The 18,979-nt window shown below is 66.2% G+C and carries 15 protein-coding genes and 1 pseudogene; 7 read left to right on the top strand and 9 right to left on the bottom strand.

Going from position 1 to position 18,979, the window contains the following annotated elements; translation table 11 throughout:
- Positions 1-2: 2 nt before the first annotated feature.
- The 8 genes and pseudogenes from proP to FHY19_RS13595 all read right to left on the bottom strand — a co-directional run bounded on the left by proP (position 3) and on the right by FHY19_RS13595 (position 11,578).
- Positions 3-1,493 carry a glycine betaine/L-proline transporter ProP gene (proP, locus tag FHY19_RS13630; protein ID WP_259166662.1) on the bottom strand — a complete coding sequence of 497 codons (1,491 nt, stop codon included), beginning with the start codon at positions 1,491-1,493 and terminating at the stop codon, positions 3-5.
- A gap of 625 nt (positions 1,494-2,118) precedes the next feature.
- Positions 2,119-2,448, bottom strand: coding sequence for a thioredoxin family protein (locus FHY19_RS13625; RefSeq protein WP_259166661.1), 330 nt, complete (start codon positions 2,446-2,448; stop codon positions 2,119-2,121).
- A 136-nt stretch (positions 2,449-2,584) separates the two neighbouring features.
- Entirely contained in the window at positions 2,585-2,983 is a 399-nt protein-coding gene (locus FHY19_RS13620; protein ID WP_005994775.1) for a host attachment family protein, read from the bottom strand.
- Between the two features lie 106 nt (positions 2,984-3,089).
- Positions 3,090-4,226, bottom strand: a pseudogene (locus FHY19_RS13615) (alpha/beta hydrolase fold domain-containing protein).
- A gap of 298 nt (positions 4,227-4,524) precedes the next feature.
- Entirely contained in the window at positions 4,525-5,565 is a 1,041-nt protein-coding gene (locus tag FHY19_RS13610) for an AI-2E family transporter (protein ID WP_259159213.1), read from the bottom strand.
- A 149-nt stretch (positions 5,566-5,714) separates the two neighbouring features.
- Positions 5,715-9,437 (bottom strand): M48 family metalloprotease, encoded by a 3,723-nt coding sequence (locus FHY19_RS13605; RefSeq protein WP_259166948.1) that lies wholly within the window; start codon positions 9,435-9,437, stop codon positions 5,715-5,717.
- Positions 9,438-9,717: 280 nt separating this feature from the next.
- Positions 9,718-10,161, bottom strand: coding sequence for an NUDIX domain-containing protein (locus FHY19_RS13600; protein WP_259166660.1), 444 nt, complete (start codon positions 10,159-10,161; stop codon positions 9,718-9,720).
- A 205-nt stretch (positions 10,162-10,366) separates the two neighbouring features.
- Positions 10,367-11,578: an MFS transporter gene (locus FHY19_RS13595; protein WP_326521130.1), complete on the bottom strand. Its 1,212-nt coding sequence runs from the start codon at positions 11,576-11,578 to the stop codon at positions 10,367-10,369.
- Positions 11,579-11,785: 207 nt separating this feature from the next.
- On the opposite strand from FHY19_RS13595, the gene FHY19_RS13590 reads away from it, so the two are divergent.
- From FHY19_RS13590 to FHY19_RS13575, 4 genes are all read left to right on the top strand, one after another.
- A complete protein-coding gene (locus tag FHY19_RS13590) occupies positions 11,786-12,400 on the top strand; it encodes a TetR/AcrR family transcriptional regulator (RefSeq protein ID WP_259166659.1) in 615 nt (204 codons plus the stop codon).
- A gap of 312 nt (positions 12,401-12,712) precedes the next feature.
- Complete coding sequence (locus FHY19_RS13585) at positions 12,713-13,369, top strand: SDR family oxidoreductase (RefSeq protein ID WP_259166658.1); 657 nt, start codon at positions 12,713-12,715, stop codon at positions 13,367-13,369.
- Between the two features lie 110 nt (positions 13,370-13,479).
- Entirely contained in the window at positions 13,480-14,544 is a 1,065-nt protein-coding gene (locus FHY19_RS13580; RefSeq protein ID WP_259166657.1) for a M4 family metallopeptidase, read from the top strand.
- Positions 14,541-14,852 carry a protealysin inhibitor emfourin gene (locus FHY19_RS13575; RefSeq protein ID WP_259159206.1) on the top strand — a complete coding sequence of 104 codons (312 nt, stop codon included), beginning with the start codon at positions 14,541-14,543 and terminating at the stop codon, positions 14,850-14,852. Before FHY19_RS13580 ends, FHY19_RS13575 begins: the two co-directional genes overlap by 4 nt.
- Before the next feature lie 414 nt (positions 14,853-15,266).
- Here FHY19_RS13575 and FHY19_RS13570 read toward each other — a convergent pair whose 3' ends face one another.
- Entirely contained in the window at positions 15,267-15,707 is a 441-nt protein-coding gene (locus FHY19_RS13570; protein ID WP_259166656.1) for an SRPBCC family protein, read from the bottom strand.
- A gap of 272 nt (positions 15,708-15,979) precedes the next feature.
- On the opposite strand from FHY19_RS13570, the gene FHY19_RS13565 reads away from it, so the two are divergent.
- The 3 genes from FHY19_RS13565 to FHY19_RS13555 are packed head-to-tail and all read left to right on the top strand — an operon-like array spanning position 15,980 to position 18,862.
- A complete protein-coding gene (locus FHY19_RS13565; protein WP_259166654.1) occupies positions 15,980-17,149 on the top strand; it encodes an HDOD domain-containing protein in 1,170 nt (389 codons plus the stop codon).
- A gap of 3 nt (positions 17,150-17,152) precedes the next feature.
- Entirely contained in the window at positions 17,153-17,719 is a 567-nt protein-coding gene (locus FHY19_RS13560) for a hypothetical protein (protein WP_259166652.1), read from the top strand.
- 15 nt (positions 17,720-17,734) lie between these two features.
- Complete coding sequence (locus FHY19_RS13555; protein WP_259166650.1) at positions 17,735-18,862, top strand: XVIPCD domain-containing protein; 1,128 nt, start codon at positions 17,735-17,737, stop codon at positions 18,860-18,862.
- The last annotated feature ends 117 nt before the right edge of the window (positions 18,863-18,979 follow it).

Below are 18,979 nucleotides of genomic sequence, written 5' to 3'. Positions count from 1 at the left end.
GCTCATGCGGTGCGCGGCTGGCCTACCGGCGGCGCGCCGGGGACAGGCAACTGCGCATCCACCGTGACCGGGCCATCGGCCTGCAGCAGTGCGCGCGCTTCCGCCTCGCTGGCCACCGCTGGCGGCGAGCCACGCAGCGGCAGGCCGGCGGTCTCGCGCACGAACAGCATCGTCACCAGGCCGATCGCCGCCGCACCCATCAGGTAATACGCCGGCACCAACGGGTCGCCGGTGCGCTCCACCAGCCAGGCGGTGACCAGCGGCGTGGTGCCGCCGAACAGCGACACCGATACATTGAAGGCGATCGACAGGGCGCTGTAGCGCACCGGCGTATAGAACAGCGCCGGCAACGTGGACGGCATCGAACTGGTAAAGCACACCAGCGCCAGCCCCAGCAGCATCAATCCAAGGAAGATCAGCGCATCGGAGCCGCTGCCGATCAGCAGCAGGCATGGAATCGCCAGCGCGAACAGGGCGATGCACGCGCCGATGATCATCGGCCGACGCCCCAGCCTGTCGCTGAACAGGCCGCCGACGATGTTGAGCGGCATCATCACCAGCATCACCAGGATGATCAGCAGCAGTCCCTTGCTCTCGGCATAGCCCATGGTGACGCTGAGATAGCTGGGCATGTAGGTCAGCAGCATGTAGTCGGTGACGTTGAACACCAGCACCAGGCCGACGCACTTGAGCAGCTGCGGCCAGTGCAGGCGCAGCAGGGTCATCAGGCCCTGGCCCGCAGTCTCGCGCTCGCGTTGTTCGGATTGTTCGGTGTAGGCGCGGAACGCCGGGGTTTCTTCCAGTTTCATGCGCATGTACAGGCCAAGCAGCCCAAGCGGGCCTGCGATCAGGAATGGCACCCGCCAGCCCCAATCGAGCATCTGCGCCGGGGTCACGCTCATGTGTAACGCGGTCACCGTGGCAGCACCGGCGATATAGCCGCCCAGCGTGCCGAATTCCAGCCAGCTGCCCATCAGGCCGCGATTGCGGTCGGTGGCGTATTCGGCAATGAAGGTGGCCGCGCCGCCGTATTCGCCGCCGGTGGAAAAGCCTTGCAGCAAGCGTGCGAGCAACAGCAAGGCCGGTGCCCACAGGCCGATGCGTTGGTAGGAGGGAATCAGGCCAATGCTGAAGGTGCCCAAGGCCATCAGGATCATCGTGGCCGCCAGCACCTTCTGCCGCCCGTAGCGATCGCCCAGCGGGCCGAACACCATGCCGCCGATGGGCCGCACCAGGAAGGCGACGGTGAAGGTGGCGAAGGTGGCGATCAACTGCGCGGTGGGATTGCTCGCCGGGAAAAACACCTGCCCCAGCGTCACCGCCAGGTAGCCATAGACGCCGAAGTCGAACCACTCCATCGCATTGCCCAGCGCCGCGGCGCTCACCGCCCGGCGCAGCATGCCGCGATCCACCACGGTGACATCGTCGAGCTGCAGTTGGCGGCGGCGTTTGAACCAGCCGAAGTGCGAACGGATCGCGCGTGTGTCGTGCATGTGTTGGTCTCCAGGTGCTTTTCAGCTGCGGGCCACCGCTGCCCGCTCGTCCTGACAACCCACAGGACACGGCACATCACACACACACGGCAGGAGCACATGCACTGGAGAGGCCGGAGGCATTCCCGGACGGCCGCGTCAACTCAGCGGCGCTGCGGGACAGATGACCAAAGGGATGGGCGTGCGCCCAAGGGCTTGATCAGCGCGTCATGTTACTACAGCGTGCAAGTCGCTGCAGGCGCGAGCGCGCGCAGTGCAGGATTTGCTCTGATTTCAGGCGTTTGCGTGATGTTGCGCAGTGCCCAAGACCGCGGCAACGCCGGCTGCGCGATGCCAATAATAGGCTTCTGATGCTTGGGCACGGCGGGTTGCGTGGCGCTGCAGGCTCGGAACAGCCCACACAGCTGTGCAGTTGCCAGATGGGCGCGGCACGTGCTCGGCGTGGGCATGTACGACTTCGTACACTGCAGTTCCGGGTGCGTCGTCTGCAGCACTAGTTGCATCGTCTGCACGAAGCTGACGAGTGCTCGCCACGTGTTCCTGGCCGCTCCCAATGCGACGACGCGCGCAATCGAGACAGCTGCAGTGCATAGGCAACTGCAGGCTACAACAGTTGCGACGCGGGTTAACCTGCGTCCAGCACCGCCAGCAGGTCTTGCAGATCGTCACGCGTCTGCGGGCGGACCGCGCGGGCGACTTCCTGGCCATCGCGCAGCAGGATCACCGTCGGCCAGAGCTTGACCCGAAACGAGCGACCAAGCGGCCGCCCTTTTCCATCTTCGAACTTGCGGTACACCATCGCGTCATAGCCACCGAGCAGCTTCTGCAACAACGGTTGCGCCGCGATGCAATGCCCGCACCAGTCGGTGCCGAACTCCAGCACCTGCAGCCCGGCCTGCGCGTCGATCTCGTCACGCTCAGGCGCCTGTGCGGCGTATTCGCGAACAAACCCCATCGACACTGCCTCCGTTACGGTGGGCGACTGAACCACGACTTCGCTGTCGATGGCGGTGCGCAATACGCCCGGAACGGGAGTGTACGAAATTCCTCCCGATGCCGAGCGCCGGGCTTGCGCGATGTGATCGGGGCGCTTACGACAGTGCGCGCTGGATATCTTCCAGCGGCAGGTTGGTCAGATCCTTGGCCAGATCGCCAACCAGGCGCTGCTGTGTTTCCTTGTGCAACAACGGGCGAATGCGGCCCAGCGTGGTGGGGTCGGCCACCAGCACCAGATGCGCGTAGTCGTGCTTCAGCGCGCCATCGTTCAAGGCCTGCGACAGCTGCTTGGCGAAGGTCATTTCATCGCGGTCTGCTTCGGTGAGATCCTGCGGTGCCTTGCCGGCCGGGCCATCGTCGTCGACGTTCTGCACGTCGGTGCGCGCATGCTGGCGCAACACTACCTTGGCCTCGTTGCCGGTATTGGTAAACCAGCGCGCTTCGCCGCCGTCGGCCACGACCACCAAGGCTCCCTGGGGAATTTGCAGACTCATCCGATTTCTCCTGTTTCGATGATCGATGCAGCAGGTGCCGCATCCGGTCGACTCCAACCTAGGCGAGAAGATGTAAGCACTGTGCCTAGCCGGTGTCAGCGCCGCGTTAGCGAGCAGCTGCCGACGCTGGCACCGGCAGGCCCAGATGCCGGCTGAAAAAGCGTACGGTCACGCGCAACGCCTGTTGGCTTTCCGGCAACGTATCGGTGAGATGGAACGCGTGGCCCAGCCCGTCCCACACGTGCAGGTCCGACTCGCGCCCCAGGTCGATCAAACGCGAATGCGTGTATGCGGCCGCGCTCAGTTCGGCCGCGCGCGTGGCGGTGATCAGCAGCGTCGGCGGAAACTGCCGCAGCACCGCATCGGAAAACACCGGAGACACCAGCGGGTCGTGAAAATCCACGCCATCGCCGTAGTACAGGTCTTCCATGATCGGCAATTGGCCGGCCGCGTCCGGCAGCAGCGCATCGTTCACTGCGGCGACCACATAGCGCGAATCGCCTCGGTAGCGGGCATCGCCGGCCGCGCAGAACATGCCTGCCGCTGCCGGCATCGGCAAACGCTCCTTGGCAAACCACGCCAGCGATTCGCCGGTGAGCACGCCACCGGCCGAGCAGCCGAACAGGCCGATGTGGGCGGGCGCATAGCGCGTGAGCGCAGCGCGATACACCGCCGCCACGTCTTGACTGGCCGCGGGGAAGCGATGCTCCGGGCCCATGCGCTAATCCACGGCAATGACCGTCATGCCGGTCATTGCCGCAATCGGGATGGCCTCCATCAGCCCGAACGATTGCGCGCTACCCATGACAAAGCCCCCGCCATGCAGCTCGATCAACAGCCGCCTGGCCTGCTCTGGCGTGCGCGTGCGTGGTTCCACCCGCAGCACGGAAACCGCGTTCCAGCGCTCGCGCGTGACCTCCACGGCATAGCGCGTGCGCAGCTGCGCGATCACCTCTTCGGCCCAGCGTTCGGTGTCGGCGCGAATGGCTGGCAGCTGCTGCAGCAAGATGGCGTTGTCGGCCTTGGCCAACGGGTCCGCACGTGCCACCTCGGCCTGCACGTGGGCGCGCGCTGCGGAGCTGAGATACTCGGAGACCGGCAGGGCAAACGGCGCAACCTGGCGAACGCCTTCGGGCGCCGGCGTGGCGGGCGCGGCTGCAAGGTCTGCAGCCGCTGCACTCAAGGCGCAGGCGGCACCGATCAGCGCGATCAAACGACGTGTCTTCCACCACGGTGATGTCATGCAAGCCCTCCCAGGCGTGATCCGCCGTGGAGCATAGCGGCCGCGCGCGCTGCAGCGCTGTGCCGGATGTGTCGGCGTTGCCGCCGTCAGCGGCTACGATGCGGCCTGCGTACCAACGCACGCCTGGCATCCAAGGCCACGTGCGACGCTGGGCGTACAGCGGCCAACACAACGGCCGTGCGCACGACCAGCCGGGCGTGGCCGGTGCTCGCTGCGACAGTGGCCATGCGCACGCTCCGGTGTTGGGCGCGCCGTCCACACTCACCCGGTAGCCGCTTGCAACACCTTGCTGGCGCGCTCAGTGCGCTTTTTGCCCGGGGATGGTGGTGGGCGTGCCCAGCGCTTCCTGCACGTACAAGCGCTTGATCAGCACGTATCCCACCACCGTCAGCGGCGCGGCCAACAAGACGCCGGGCAGGCCGAGCAGCATGCCGATGCCGAACAGCGAGAACAGCAACAACACCGGCGGCAGATCCACCGTGCGTTGCTGGATCACTGGCAGCAGCAGGTTGCCTTCGATCTGCTGCACCACCACAAACAGCGCCGCAGTGGCCAACGCCATCTGCGGGCTGACGGTGAAGCCCAGCAGGATGGCCGGAATCGCCGCCAGAATCGGCCCCACGATCGGCACGAAATCCAGCAACCCGGCCACGATGCCGAGCGCCAGTGCACCGGGAATGCCCAGCGCCCACAGCCCCAGGCCAGTGAGCACGCCCACCACCGCCATCGCGATCAACTGGCCGCGCAGCCACAGCCGCAAGGCGGTGCCGCTGGCCTGCAACGCATCGTCGGTGGTGGCCCGCACATGCGCCGGCAGCAACAACAGCGCGCCGCGCCGATACAGCTGCGGCTGCGCTGCCAGATACACCGCGCCGGCCAGCACCAGAAACAGATTGGCCACACCGCCGGTGATGCTCAGCGCAAAGGCACCGGCGCGCGGCGCCAGGTTGGATACGCGCGCCGGCGCCTGGCGTGTCAGTTCGTCCAGGGCCGGGCCCAACGGCCCGGCGGCGAGCCAGTCGTGAACGCGCGTCCAGGCCTGCGGCAAGGTGCGCTGCAGGGCGCCCACTTCCGAGGCCAGCTGCGACCCGAACAACCACAGCAATGCGGTGAACCCCAGCGTCAGCACGATCACCACCAGGGCCAGCGCCCAGCCGTCCGACAGGCGCGTGCGTCGCCTCACCCAGCCGGACAAGGCACGCAGCAATACCGCCACCACGATCGCACCGAACACCATCAACAACAGATCCGACAACGCCCACATCATCCACGCACAGGCCACCAGGGCCAGCACGACGATCACACGGACGACAAAGGCGCGAAGCTCGGAAGAGGGCATGGCTCACTCGCAAAAACAGATCACACCCGCCAGCCTAATCACGCTGACGAGAAGATCCCGTTGCCATGCCAATGCGCGTGCCACCGGCCGCGGCGCGGCCGTCGGTGGGACGGCAGCCGCGCACATGGCCCGCCTGGCTGGTGTGGCGATCAGCCCAGGTACGGCCGCTCGCTGGCAAACAGCACTTGGCGCGCAGCGTTGCGCCAGTGCGTGGGGCAACGTTCGCCCAGCACGACCACCGCCATCGTGTAAGCCATGCCGCGGCCGACCAGGCTCACCCGCCCCAGCGCCGCCTCGGCCTGCTCCGGGCTGCGCCCGGCCTGCACAGCGGCGAAGAAGCGCTCGATCCCGGCCGCATCCTCGTCGGCTTCCTGCAGGGTGATGGCCCGCGCCGCATCGGCCTGCCAGCCCTCGCGTGCGGCCAGAGCCCAGGCGCTCGGTGCGGTATAGACATCCAGCCCGGCCCCGGTCGGCAGCGCGCGCACCTGGTGCAGCAGGTCGGCCCCGGCCCCCTTGGAGGCGGCCGCCAGGCGCAATAGCCGCGCGTGGACATCGGCATTGCCGGAGGCCTTGAGCACGGCGGTGCGCAGCTCGCCCTGGGCAAGCGCGTGATACCCCTCATACGGCGTGCCCTCGGTGCCCTTGCCGCTCTCCAGTGCCATGATCGAGGCCAGCGCGGCCGATTGCTGCGCCAGCGCCGGCAGGTCCGGGGCCAAGCCGCGGTAGCGCTGCAGGCGCGCCAACATCACGATCACCTCGTCGCTCAGCGCCGGCGCACGCACGGCCTGCTCCAGCAGGGTTTGCGCCTGTGCCAGCTGGCCTTGTTCGATCTGCACCGCGGCGGCGGCGCGTTGCAACCACGGATCGCGCGGCCAGCGCTGCTGCGCCTGCACGAAGGCCTGGTCGCGCTGCGGGCCCTGGGCGCTGCAGCGGATCGCCGCATAGGCCAGTGCCGATGACTGCGGGGCAGCCTGGGCACTGGCGGTGTGCCGCGCACACACCTGCCCGCGTTGCGCCGGCGCGGCGATGTCCTGCTGCATGCGCAGGGCGGCCACGTCCTGCCGATCGCGCTGCAGGCGCTCGTCCAGCACTGCCGGCAGCATCTCCGGCGCCACCCGCTGCAACTGCGCCAGCCACTGCAGGATGTACGGTGCGTCGCCGGCATCCCAGCGTGCGTGCGCCTGCATCAGCGCCAGGTCCTGCGCGGGTGTCAGCTCGCCCAGCAGTTGATGCGGCGGCCGGTCGGAAACGGCCGTCACCACATCGCGGTACTGGCTGCCCTTGCCGCTGACCGTTTGCGGCGGCTCGTCGAAGACCGCCTGCGCGGTGGTGCGTTCCCAGCGTGCATTTTCGAGATGGCGTGTGCTGTCTTCCGCTGCCGCGCCATAGCTGGCGCGCCAGTGCAGCAGCAGCGCGGCACCGGCCACGTTGTAGGCGAACTGGCCGCCGTGCCCGCCGCTGGGCGCATCGAAGGTTTCGATCAGCCCGCCCGCGGCCGAGCGCGTGCTGACGTGGTGGCTTGCACGTTCTGTCAGCTGGAACACGTGGCGACCGTTGGGCGGCAGCGAGGCGATCTGGTCGTCGATGGTCACCGTCACCGTCTGCTGCAAGCCGTTGTAGGCAACCACCTCGGCCAGGCCGACTGTGCCGCCGGCCCACAGGACCCCGGCCACGATTGATGCGGCCACCGCCACGCGCGCGACGGAAGGAAACAGGCCGTCGGCGGCCAGGAAGCGCTGCCAGAGGTTCTGTTTGAGGTTGCGCTGGCGCTCCTCGCCAGGCAGACGCACCGGATAATCCGCAGGTGCCGCCGCCGGGGTATCACTGCTGGACGCAGGCGCAGCGTGGCGCAACTGCGCGGCCACCGCATCTTCGGCACGCAGCAACTGCTCCATACTGGCATCGCGCAGCTCGCACAGCGCCCCCATGGTGACCTGCACCCAGCCCTTGGCCGCGTCCATCCACGGGTTGATGTTGCTTTGGTCGGCCTCGGCCAGCCGGAACTCCGGCAGGCACTGCTGCCAGTGTTCCTTCCCCAGCGCCGCGGCCAGCGGGGCATTCAAGTGCAGGCGCGCGGCTTGCTCGTACACCCGGCGCAGCCCCCGTTGCAGCTCGTTGCACGCAGCCACCAACTGGCGCAGCTCCCTGGCAGACACCCGGCCATCGGCGATCACGCTGTGGAAGGTCTGCAGGTACAGCAGGTGCGCATCCTCCAGATCGGCGATGGTGTGGTCGGTGTAATGCAGCACGGCCAGGTAGCCACGCAACAGCTCGGGCCAGCCGCCGCCGAGGGTGGTGGCCGCGGCCAGATGCACGCTGCGGCAGCGGCGGTCGTGGCCGCTGACCCGCGCTCGCAGCACCTGCAGTTCGCCATCGAGTTCTGCGATCACCGCAGGCAGCTGCGCGCGCGTCAGGCTGGTGCCCTTCCAGGTCACCACGCCGCCGTTTGCGCGCAGCCCGCCGTCCATCAAGGCCTGCAGGCTGGCGCGTTGCCGCTCGCGTTCGCGCAGTCGCTCGATGGCCTGGCCATCCTCAGGCAGGTACAGCCCATCCAGCGCCTGCAGCAGATCGCCCTGCGGCAACGGATCGGCGTACAGCTCGGCCACGGTTCGCCCAGCGCGCGTGCAGGAGCGGCCCAGGTACAGGCCTTGATAGCGCCGCGATAACGACAAGGCCGCAAACTCGCGCTCCAGCGCTGCCAGCGACACCTCGATGTCCACACAGCTGGGCGCCTGGCCGGTGAACAGGCCGAGCGAGACCTGCTCGCGCAACGCTTGCGCGTTGCGCAGCACGTCCATCGCCGGGCGTGCGTCGATCGGGCAGGCGATGTAGTGCCGCTTGAGGTTTTCTTCGCGCGCTGCGCTGGGCGGATGGGTGGCCCACATCTGCGACGGCTGCGCGATGTCGTTCTGGAACAGCCGGTACGCGTGCGCCGTCTCCTCCGGCACCGCTGGCACCACGCCGTGGCCGGGGTCGTTCAAGACCACGCGCATGTGCTCGATGATGCGCGACTGGATGGCGAACAGATCCTTGGCCGGCCGGTCCTGCGCAAACTCGCGCCCGGCAAAGCGCAACGCGCGCTGCCAACCGTCGTCGGCCGCTTCCAGCTTGTGCAGCGCATGCACCAGCGCGTCGCTGCCGGTGAGCGAGGCGGCCACCAGGTCGGCCTGGTATTCCATCTCGCGCGACAGCGCGCGCTGCGCCAGCACCACGCCGCGAAAGGCGATTTCGACCAGCGAGCGGATCGACCACACGATCAACGACAGCCCCCAGCCGATCCACGCCACACGCAGGTCGATCCGCGACAGCGTCGCCAGCAGCTTGTCCAGTGCATCGCGCTTGCCCACGATATGCGCGGCGATCTGCTGGGCGATGTAGACCCAGCGGCCGACCGCCATCGTGCGTTGGGCGAAGTGGCCGAATTCGTGGGCGAGCACGGCCTTCAATTCGCCCAGGTTCAGCACATTGACCAGGCCCAGGCCGATATCCAGATTCTTGCGCGAAGGCAGCAGCAGATTGAGCAGCGACAGGTCGTAGAACACGCCGGCGTTGACCTGCGCCGACAGATAGACCTTGTGCGGGCGCGGCGCGCCGGCTTCGTCGGCCAGCCGATGCAGGAACGCGAACAGCTCCGGTTGCTCGGCCGGACGCAGTTCCAGCGCGCGGGTATCGCGTTCGGCGCGCTTGTTGAACACCAGCGCCTTGGCCATGAACACCGCCAGGAAGGCAGCGCCTGCGGCCACCAGCCATAGCCACACGGCCTGCTCGCCGCTGGAGCCCTGCAGCAGCCCGGAGGCCAGCCGATACGCCGTCCAGGCGAACCACCCCAGCAATCCCAGATACACGGCAATGAAGCCGCCCAGCCCGAGCATGGCCAGCCAGGCATTGCGTCGGTATTTACTGCTGGGTGCAGTCAGCCGCTCCGGCACCACCGCCGGGCCTTGCGGATACAGCGATTCCATTCTTCAGTCCCTGTGATGAGTGACCGGGCCACACGCAGTCAATCGGCATCCCGGCCGTATGGTCGAGTCTCCGGGCGCGATCTCCCCTCGCCCCGGCAGCGCCGAAAATAGCGGACTGGCGCAGCAAAATCCATGCGCGGCGACGGGCGTGCGCTGGCGGCCACGCGCTGCCCGCCGGCGACACCACGTTTCAGTCGTGCTGCACGCGCCGCTCGGCCTGCACCTGCTGGACCGCCTGCAACGCCGAGCGGGTCAGCGGCGTGGGGAGCGCATCCAACGCAAACCAGCCGATATCCAGCAGCACCTGCGGCTCGCGTCGTTGCGCCTGTTCGCTACCTTCGATGGTGGCCAGATACACCGGCGCCACCCAGTGCTGCGGCGGATCCATGTCCGGCTCGAAGTGGCTGACCACGCACAGCACGCGCTGCGGATGCACCTGCAGGCCGGTTTCTTCCAGCACTTCGCGCACCACCGTGGCCTCCACCGTTTCCATCCAGTCCACCTTGCCGCCGGGCAGGCCCCAATGCTCCTGCTCGGGCGCACGCCCGCGCAACACCAGCAACAAATGACCATCGGCGCGTTGGATGAAGGCACCGCAACCAACGCGCGGGCGCCACTCGGCAGAGTTGGACATCGACAGGTCTCGCAAGCTGTGGCGCGCCAGTGTCCCAGATCTGCGCGTGCGGGTAACGCGGTTACACGCAGTTTGGCACTGGCCCGGCGTGCATGGCCTGCCTGTCCAACCTGCACGACGTCCAGATGCAACGCACCGTGCCTGGGCGTCGGCGGCTGGCTACGGCGATGCGACGCCGGGCCTGCGCGTCACGCCTCCCGCACGCCTAGTGACCAGGAACCGCTGTGCGCGCGCCAGCCGCAAATCCGTGGGTGCGGGCGGACCATGCAATTGCCCATCCGATTGCCAGCAACACTGCCATGGCAGTCGGGAAGCTCTGCGCTCCCCAGTGCTCCAGCAGCACCCCGCCCAGCACGCCACCGCCGGCGATGACGCTATTCCAGGCCACGACATTGAGCGACAGCGCGACATCGGCGCCATCGCCTGCGCTATCGGCAAGCGCGGTCTGCAACAGGGTTGCTGCACCGCCGAAGGTCAGCCCCCAGACCGCGACGCACGCATACACGACCGGCTGCACTGCCTGTAGCAGCGCCAGGACCACCGATACCCCGAAGAACGTGGCCAGCGAGACCAGCACGGTGCCGCGCAGATGCCGTTCCACCAGTCTGCCGGCGATGCCGATGCCCAGCAGTGCCGCCATGCCGAAGGTCAGCAGCAGCACGTCCACGCGCTGGCCCAGCCCTGCGCGCGCAGCGAACGGTGCCACGTAGGTGTAGAGGATGTTGTGCGCCAGCATCCAGGCCATCACCGTGGCGAGCACCGGGCGTACACCGGGCGTGACAAGCACCTTGCGCAATGGCACCCGCTGCGTTGCCGTCTGGCCGGGATAGTCCGGCACCTTGAGCAACACCCAGGCGATCAGCGCGACCGTCAGCGCCGACATGGCCGCGAACGCGGTGCGCCAGCCGATCAGCCCGCCCATCCAGGTTCCCAGCGGCACGCCGAGCGACAACGCGATCGGCGTGCCCACCATCGCGATCGCCATGGCCTTGCCCTGCTGTTCCGGTTGCACCATGCGCCGGGCATACCCGGCAAGCAGGCTCCACGCCAGGCCCGCCGCTGCGCCAGCGAAGAACCGTGCAACCAGAGTCAGACCATAGTGGGTGGACAGGGCAGTGACCGAGTTGAACACCAGGAAGCCGACGATGGTGAGCAACAGAACGCGACGACGGCGCCAGTGCTGGGTGGCGATGGTCAACGGGATGGCCGCCAGCAGCGAGCCCACCGCATAGGCAGTGACGGTCTGGCCGGCGAGCGCGGGGGTCACCCCCAGGCCCTGGGAGATCTGCGGCAGCAGGCCGGCCGGCAGCGTTTCGGTCACGATGCAGATGAAGCCGGTCATGGCTAGGGCCAGCAGGGCGGCGATGGGCAACGGAGCAGCAGGCGCAAGTGCCGGTGGGGCCTTGGAAGCGGTCACAGGATGTCCTTGGTCATGAGCAACGGAAATTTATGTACCGAACGATATATATGTAGGCAAAAAAGAAACCCGCTGTGCGGGCCTGTCGATATCCTCGTCCAGTGACATTGCAAGATATGTATCGATAGATATAAATCTAGGCCGGCGGCATCCAGTTGTCAATGACTTATGTATCGAATAGTATTGATCTAGCAAGTGGAGCGCGTGATGGCACAGATGGGCAGACCACGAACCTTCGATCGCGATGTCGCGGTCGAGCAGGCCCTGCACCTGTTCTGGGAGCAGGGTTACGAGTCGACGTCGCTGAGCCAGCTCAAGGCTGCCATCGGCGGCGGGATCACCGCGCCCAGCTTCTATGCAGCGTTCGGCTCCAAGGAAGCGCTCTACAGGGAATGCATGGAGCGTTATCTGGCGACCTATGCGCAGGTCACCCACTGCTTGTGGGATGCCTCGCTTGCGCCAAGGCAGGCGCTGGAACTTGCCTTGCGGCGCTCGGCCAAGATGCAGTGCGAACGCGGGCATCCCAAGGGTTGCATGGTTGCCTTGGGGGTCATGAGCGCGCCATCTCCGGAACTGGCTGCAATCTCGAGCCCGCTGACGCGATCGCGCGCGCGGACACGTGCGGGCATCCGCGCCTGCGTGGAGCGCGCCATCGCCAGCGGAGAATTGGCAGCCGACCTCGATGCAGCCGCCCTGACCTGTGTCTTCGACAGCTTCCTGCTCGGGCTTTCCACGCTCGCAAGAGATGGTGTGGGTTTCAAGCTCATGGAGGCAGCGATCGCGCAGGTCCTGCAGCTTTGGGATCACAACAGCGCTGGATAGCCCATGCCTGGCGATATCCCGGTGCGACAGCGCACGTATCGCCTGCCGTTCCCTCACTGAGCGGCAACACAAGACGAGTAGCCCTCAGCACCGGATGGACTCTTTCGCGCCTTCGCAATTGTGCACTCTGCACACGGCCTCCGTTCGCTGACCTGGTGCTTCGCGCCCGCACGCTTTGCCCATTCGCTCCATCGATGAACGCGCTGGCCAGCGCAGCACCTGCACACCTCTGCGCTGACATCGTCTTAGCGTCGCATTGGCGAGGATGATCGCCTTCGGCGCTGTGTCGGCGCGCATCGGTTGGAGTTGTGCATGTCTCGTATCCTCGTCATCGGCGGCCACGGCAAGGTGGCACGTTTGCTCACCCCACTGCTGTTGACCGGCGGCCATCACGTCACCGCGCTGTTCCGCAATCCCGAGCACGAAGGCGATGTGATTGCCGATGGCGCCACGCCGATGGTGTTCGACATCGAACACGCCGATACGAATGCGATTGCCGCGCAGCTGGCAGGCCACGATGCGGTGGTGTGGTCGGCCGGTGCCGGCGGCGGCGATGCCGCACGCACCTATGCAGTAGACCGCGATGCGGCGATCCGCTCGATGCATGCGGCCGAACAGGCACGCGTGCGCCGCTATGTGATGGTGTCGTATCTGGGCGCCGGGCTGGAACACGGCATCGGGCCGGACGACGGCTTTTTCGCCTATGCCCAGGCCAAGGCGGCGGCCGATGCGCATCTGCGCAGCACCGGTCTGGACTGGACCGTGCTCGGCCCCGGCCGGCTGACGCTCGATGCGCCTACGGGCCGCATCGCCCGCGACCCGGGCAGCGATGCCGACGGTGGCGTCTCGCGTGCCGATGTGGCCCAGGTGATCGCCGCAGCACTGGCAACGCCGGCCACCATCGGCAAAACGGTGGGCTTTATCGACGGCCAGACCCCGATCCAGGACGCCTTGTCGCAGCTGGAATGAACGCCAGCCCTGTCGCAACCCGTTGCATGCGCGCAACACGACCAGGCCTAACGTTTTCCTAAACCCGGCCTGGGCATAGTCGCGTGCGCACCCCATTGTGGAGTCCGCTCATGTCTGCGCCCCTCGCCCCGCGCCGTGCCGGCATCCTGCCGCCGTATCTGCTGGACCATGTGGCACAGGCGGCGCCCGAGCATGCACGCCATTGCGCGCAGCTGTCCCGCCAGATCACCGCCCACCTGCGCCAGCAGCGCGCGCGTGGGCTGCTGGCACGCGCAGAGGTCCTCGCAGCGGATGCCGCACCGGCCACGCAAGCGGTGCGGCGGCGTATCTACGATGCGCAGCAAGGCACCGCCTTGCCCGGCATCCTGGTGCGCGACGAAGGCGCTGCGGCCACCGGCGATGTGGCCGTGACCGAGGCCTACGATTATCTCGGTGCCACGCATGATTTCTTCCAGACCGTGTACGGGCGCAATTCCATCGATGGCGCAGGCATGCCGTTGATCGGCAGCGTGCATTACGAGCGCGGTTACGACAACGCATTCTGGGATGGCGAACAGATGGTGTTCGGCGATGGCGATGGCGAGGTCTTCAACCGCTTTACCATCGCCATCGATGTGGTGGGCCATGAGCTCGCTCACGGCGTCACCGAACGCACTGCCAACCTGATCTACCAGGGGCAATCGGGCGCGTTGAACGAATCGGTGTCGGATGTGTTCGGGGTGCTGATCAAGCAGTACAGGTTGCGCCAGAGCGCAAGCGAGGCCGACTGGATCATCGGTGCGGGCCTGTTGATGCCCGGCATCAACGGTGCGGGCCTGCGCTCGATGCGCGCGCCGGGCAGCGCGTACGATGACCCTGCACTGGGCAAAGATCCGCAACCGGCCACGATGGCCGACTACGTCAACACGCAGGAGGACGACGGCGGCGTGCACTACAACTCCGGCATCCCTAATCACGCGTTCTATCGCGCTGCGGTCGCGATCGGCGGGGCTGCGTGGGAGAAGACCGGCCGCATCTGGTACCGCACGCTCACCGGTGGCGACCTGGCCGCCGGTGCCGACTTCGCCACCTTTGCCGCACGCACCGTCACTGTCGCCAGCAACGATTACGGCGCCAACAGCGCAGAGGCACGCGCCGTGCAACAGGCCTGGCGCGACGTGGGCGTGCTGGCATGAGTCCACAGCGGCCGCCAGTGGAGTCGGGCGTGACCCTGCGCCTTGCACGCGAGGGCGGCGTGGCGGCATTCCCGGCCATGCGCCGCGAGCGGCAACTGCCGATGGATGCATTGGACGATGCGCAGCGGCTGCACCTGCGCGCGTTGCTGGACCAATGCCTGGTGCATGCGTTGCCGCGCCCGCAGGCGGGTGGCGGCGACCGGCGCTATTTCAGCATCGCCTGGGACGGTGCCAGCGAACCGCTGCGCATCCCCGAAGAACATGCGCCGGCCGAACTCGTGCGGCTATGGAAGCAGGGCACGCTGTAGCGCGAGGTGTGCTGCACTGATCGTGCTCTTGGTGCACCGCACGCGTGCGCATCACGCGCAGACGAAGACACCGCGCAATGCGCGGTGTCTTCGATGGAAGGTGGTCCAACTGCGGATGCCTGCACCCTTTAAGCTGCCTAGATGCTCTAGAACTGCACAGCTGGTGACGCATGGTGCAGACCCCTGCGTTAGCGTGACGTGCAGCGCAGTGGTCAGCTTGAAGACACACCCATCATTGCTGCAGTGCAGCCATCGCAGCCGACATCGCCCCGCCCCTTGCAGCAGCTGGCGCCACGCATGTTGCGCACACCCAACCTGCCGTTAGACGCGCCTGCGACACGATGCACGCCCGATGACTGCCGGTGCGCAACACGCCCGCACTTCAGCTTCCACGCGGCACCGATGACGGTGCGCTCAGTGCGCCGGTTCCGCTTCGACCAGATGCGCCAGCAGCGTCAGCGAGTCCTGCCATCCCAGGTAGCAGGCGTAGAGCGGAATCTGCTCGGGGATGCCTTCCTGCACGATGTGCACATCGGTGCCGCAGGGCAGCGCATGCAACTGCGCGGTAGTCAACATGGTGCCCGGCAACGCCGGGTCGTCGAACACGTCGTTGTAGCGCAGCAAGGCGTTGGGCTGCAGCTCCAGGTAGGTGCCGCCAAAGGCATGGCGCTGGCCGTTGGCGAAGTTGGTGAACGCCATCCGGAAGGTGCCGCCAACCTGCGCATGCAGGTGTTCGACGTTGCCGGTAAAGCCGGCCGGTGGCAGCCACTTGGCCAATGCATCGGCATCGAGGAAGGCGCGGTAGATGCGCTCGGGGCTGGCACGCACGACGCGGTGCAGCGTGACGGTGGACATGGCGCACTGGCTTGGCTGGCAGAGGACGCCCAGCATGCTACCGCGCGATGACCCTGGCGCGCAGCTGCCGCAGCTTGCGCACGGCGGGCGCCGCCGCATGCGCAAGGTGGCGCGCGCGCATCGCATGCATCGGTGACGGCCGGGCGTGAACGCCTGCCCGGCCGCGCTCGTCCCTGGGCACTGACGGTCACGCGATGTACCCGCCACGGCGCGCGACATTGCCGCCACGCCCGCCATCGCCGATAGTCGCTGCACTGATCAGACAACTTCCTATGATGCTCGCGATTGTGTTGCTGCTTGTTGCCGGACTTGTTGCCGTGGCGATGATTGTCGGAGCCATCGTGTGGTGGATGCGCCTGCGCCAGGGTGCGCCCGAGCCCGCGGCCCCGGCAGTCGGTGGTTCCGCGGCCTCCGATGCGCCGGCCGCGTCAGGCGCGGTCGCGCCGGCACCCATCGCGATGGAGACGCAGGTGCCGCCGCCAGCGCCTGCCGCGGCGCAGCCCCTGCAGGCCGAGCCGCCGCCGATGCGTCCGCTGTTGCGGCGCATGTATGCCGCGGTGATGGCCGCCCCGTCGCTGGCCGACGGCCGCCTGCCCGGCGATCCCGCGCAGGTCGCCGTGCTGGACGCGGCGACCGCCGCGCTCGACCACGTCGACCTGCGCCCGCAGCTGTTGCCGCGCCGCCCGCACCTGCTGCCGCAGCTGATGCGCGCGGTCAACGACCCCGATGCGTCCGGGCGCGGTATCGCCGCGATCATCGCGCAGGACCCGGCGCTGGCGGCCAGCCTGCTGCGTATCGCCAACAGTGCGCTGTATCGCCCGCAGGGCGCTCCGCTGGAAAGCCTGGAGCGCGCGGTGGTGCACATCGGCACCGAGGGCGTGCGCCAGATCGTCGCCGCGGCGGTGATGCAACCGGTGTTGAGCCTGGATGGCGGCCTGCACGCGCGGCTGCCCGCGGCGGTGTGGGATTACGCGCTGCGCACCGCCACCGCGGCGGCCGCCTACATGCGCGGACGCGGCGGCGATACCTTGTCGGCGCAGCTGGCCGGCCTGCTGCAGGGCCTCGGCGCGGTGGTGATCCTGCGCGTATTGCGCGATGCCTATGCCGAGCGCCCCGGCCTGCCCTACAGCCTGGAGGTGGCCGCGGCCCTGGTCGACCGCCACACCGCCGCAGTGGCCAAGACCATCGCCACCACCTGGGAGCTGCCGGCAACGCTGGGCACCGCGCTGGACGAGCAGCGCCCCGAACACGACAGCACCTTGCTGGCCACCTCATTGGGCCGCGCACTGCGCTACGGCCGCCTGGCCGCTGCGCTGGCCATGCTGGCCCGGCATGGCGCCGAGCAGGAAGACCATGCTCTGAGCGTGCTAGCCACGCTGGAGCCGGACGACGCCGCCAACGCGGCCTTGTGGCAACGGCTGGTGGCTGCCAGCGTGGAGTAGCACGTGTCTACAGCGGCCGTGATGCGGACTTCACTGACTTCGATGACCCGGGCGAGTTATTGTTACGGCGTTCTTGCAGATCGCGCTTTATCGATTTCTGTCGTGATCTTTGGATACAAAACGCCGGATTTCGTCCTTGGGGCCAACGACCCAAGACACCGTCAGCGACCAAAATTGAATGGGGGTTGTCTCATGTGGGTGAAGATGCGATCCAGGTGCATGATCTGCACAATCTCTGCCTCCCTTTTGCTGCTTAACTCATTGACGGCCTGTGCCATGCAATCCAATCAGGAACTCGATACGGCCTCCTGGAAATCGCAACGAGGCGTTGACTTCGAAAAAAATAATCGCATCTATATGATGGAAGCCGTCGAGGGTGTAATCCATGTGGGAATGAGCAAGAAAGATGTGCTCATTCTGCTGGGCCCTCCCGATTATTCCGAAGACGGTGAGGGCACATCAACCGATGTGTACTATCTTGGAATTTCTCCATACGCAGGAGACACACAAGAGTACGACATTAAATACAAAGACGGGAAAGTGGTCAGCCACAATATCGTGCAAGGTTAAAAGGAGATAACAGGGATGTCAGACAGACTCGACCTCGATCGGATCCGCAGCACTTTTCAGGTGCAAGACGATCAAATGATCGAATACCACCCAAGGTTGGCCGGGAAACTGGATATACCGTTTTCGCCCTCGATTAAAGTCACGGCGACAGAGGGAAAGCTCATGGATGAGATGACCTGGAGTAGAGGCTTGCAAGGTCTGTTCGAGCTCAAGAACACCCAGGATCTCGCATTCAGCGAGAGTGGACGCCGATTCCCGAATCAGCCGGTACCTGACAATGTTCCAGACAATCGAGCAAAGGAGTGGCAACTCAACGATGGCCACCGTGATGCTTTTCGTCATACGTACTGGAATGCCTTGCTTGTCAAAGAATTTGGAAACGAATGGGCAGAGGCGCTTGCAACGGCACACGAAGGAACGCCGGAAAACCCTGCAAACCGCGAAGCGATGGATCTATACAACAATAAGATTGGCAGAGGCATCGCGGCGGACAATCCCGGCGCATCCGAAGAGCAGCTTGCGCAATTGGTGGGTAATGCACTGAAGGAAGGCAAGTTGATTCTTATGGATCGTAACGGGGCGCTTGCGTGGAGCGATCAAGTCCAAGTTGGCCAACACGGACTTTCACCCAAAGAAGCGATTGAAGGACACCTGAAGACGCCGGAAGTCGTGCCAGCAGCACCGCGAGCATCTGGCTTTTTCGGTGCCGCTACGCCGAGCGTCGACGAGTTGACACCACAACATCCAGATCATCCTCGTTACGCCCTATATCAGCAATGCAGAGCCGGCGTCGGTGCGCTGGACCACCAACTTGGACGAGAGCCAGATGGGAAAAGCGCGTGTATGGCGGCAAGCCTTACCAACCTTGCTGTGGCAAATGGCCTAGAGCGCGTCGACCACGTAATGCTGAGCGATCAAGGCAAGCAGGCTAATCTGGGACAGAAGGTGTTTGTCATGCAGGGTGAACTTAACGACCCCGCTCATTTGCGCGCGCATATGTCGACAGATCAGGCCATCTTTACGCCTGTAGAAACTTCGTTTCGCGAGATGGCGCATGTGGAACAGCGCAACCAGGCTTTGCAAAGTCAACAAGCCATGGCGCAACAGCAGGACGAGCAGGTCAAAGCCATACAACGGGTATAAGTGCAGGCTGCGGCACTTGATGAGCACTCGCATCGAAACGGACGGAAATGAATGGTTTTGGTGACACTGTGCTTACTGCATCGGTAGAGCTAGTAGGTGCGCCGGCGCCCGGAGCCA

The sequence above is a fragment of the Xanthomonas sp. 4461 genome (assembly GCF_024806475.1).
In the GTDB taxonomy this organism is placed as follows: Bacteria; Pseudomonadota; Gammaproteobacteria; order Xanthomonadales; family Xanthomonadaceae; genus Xanthomonas; species Xanthomonas arboricola_F.
This window is presented reverse-complemented; position numbering and strand designations above follow the sequence as displayed.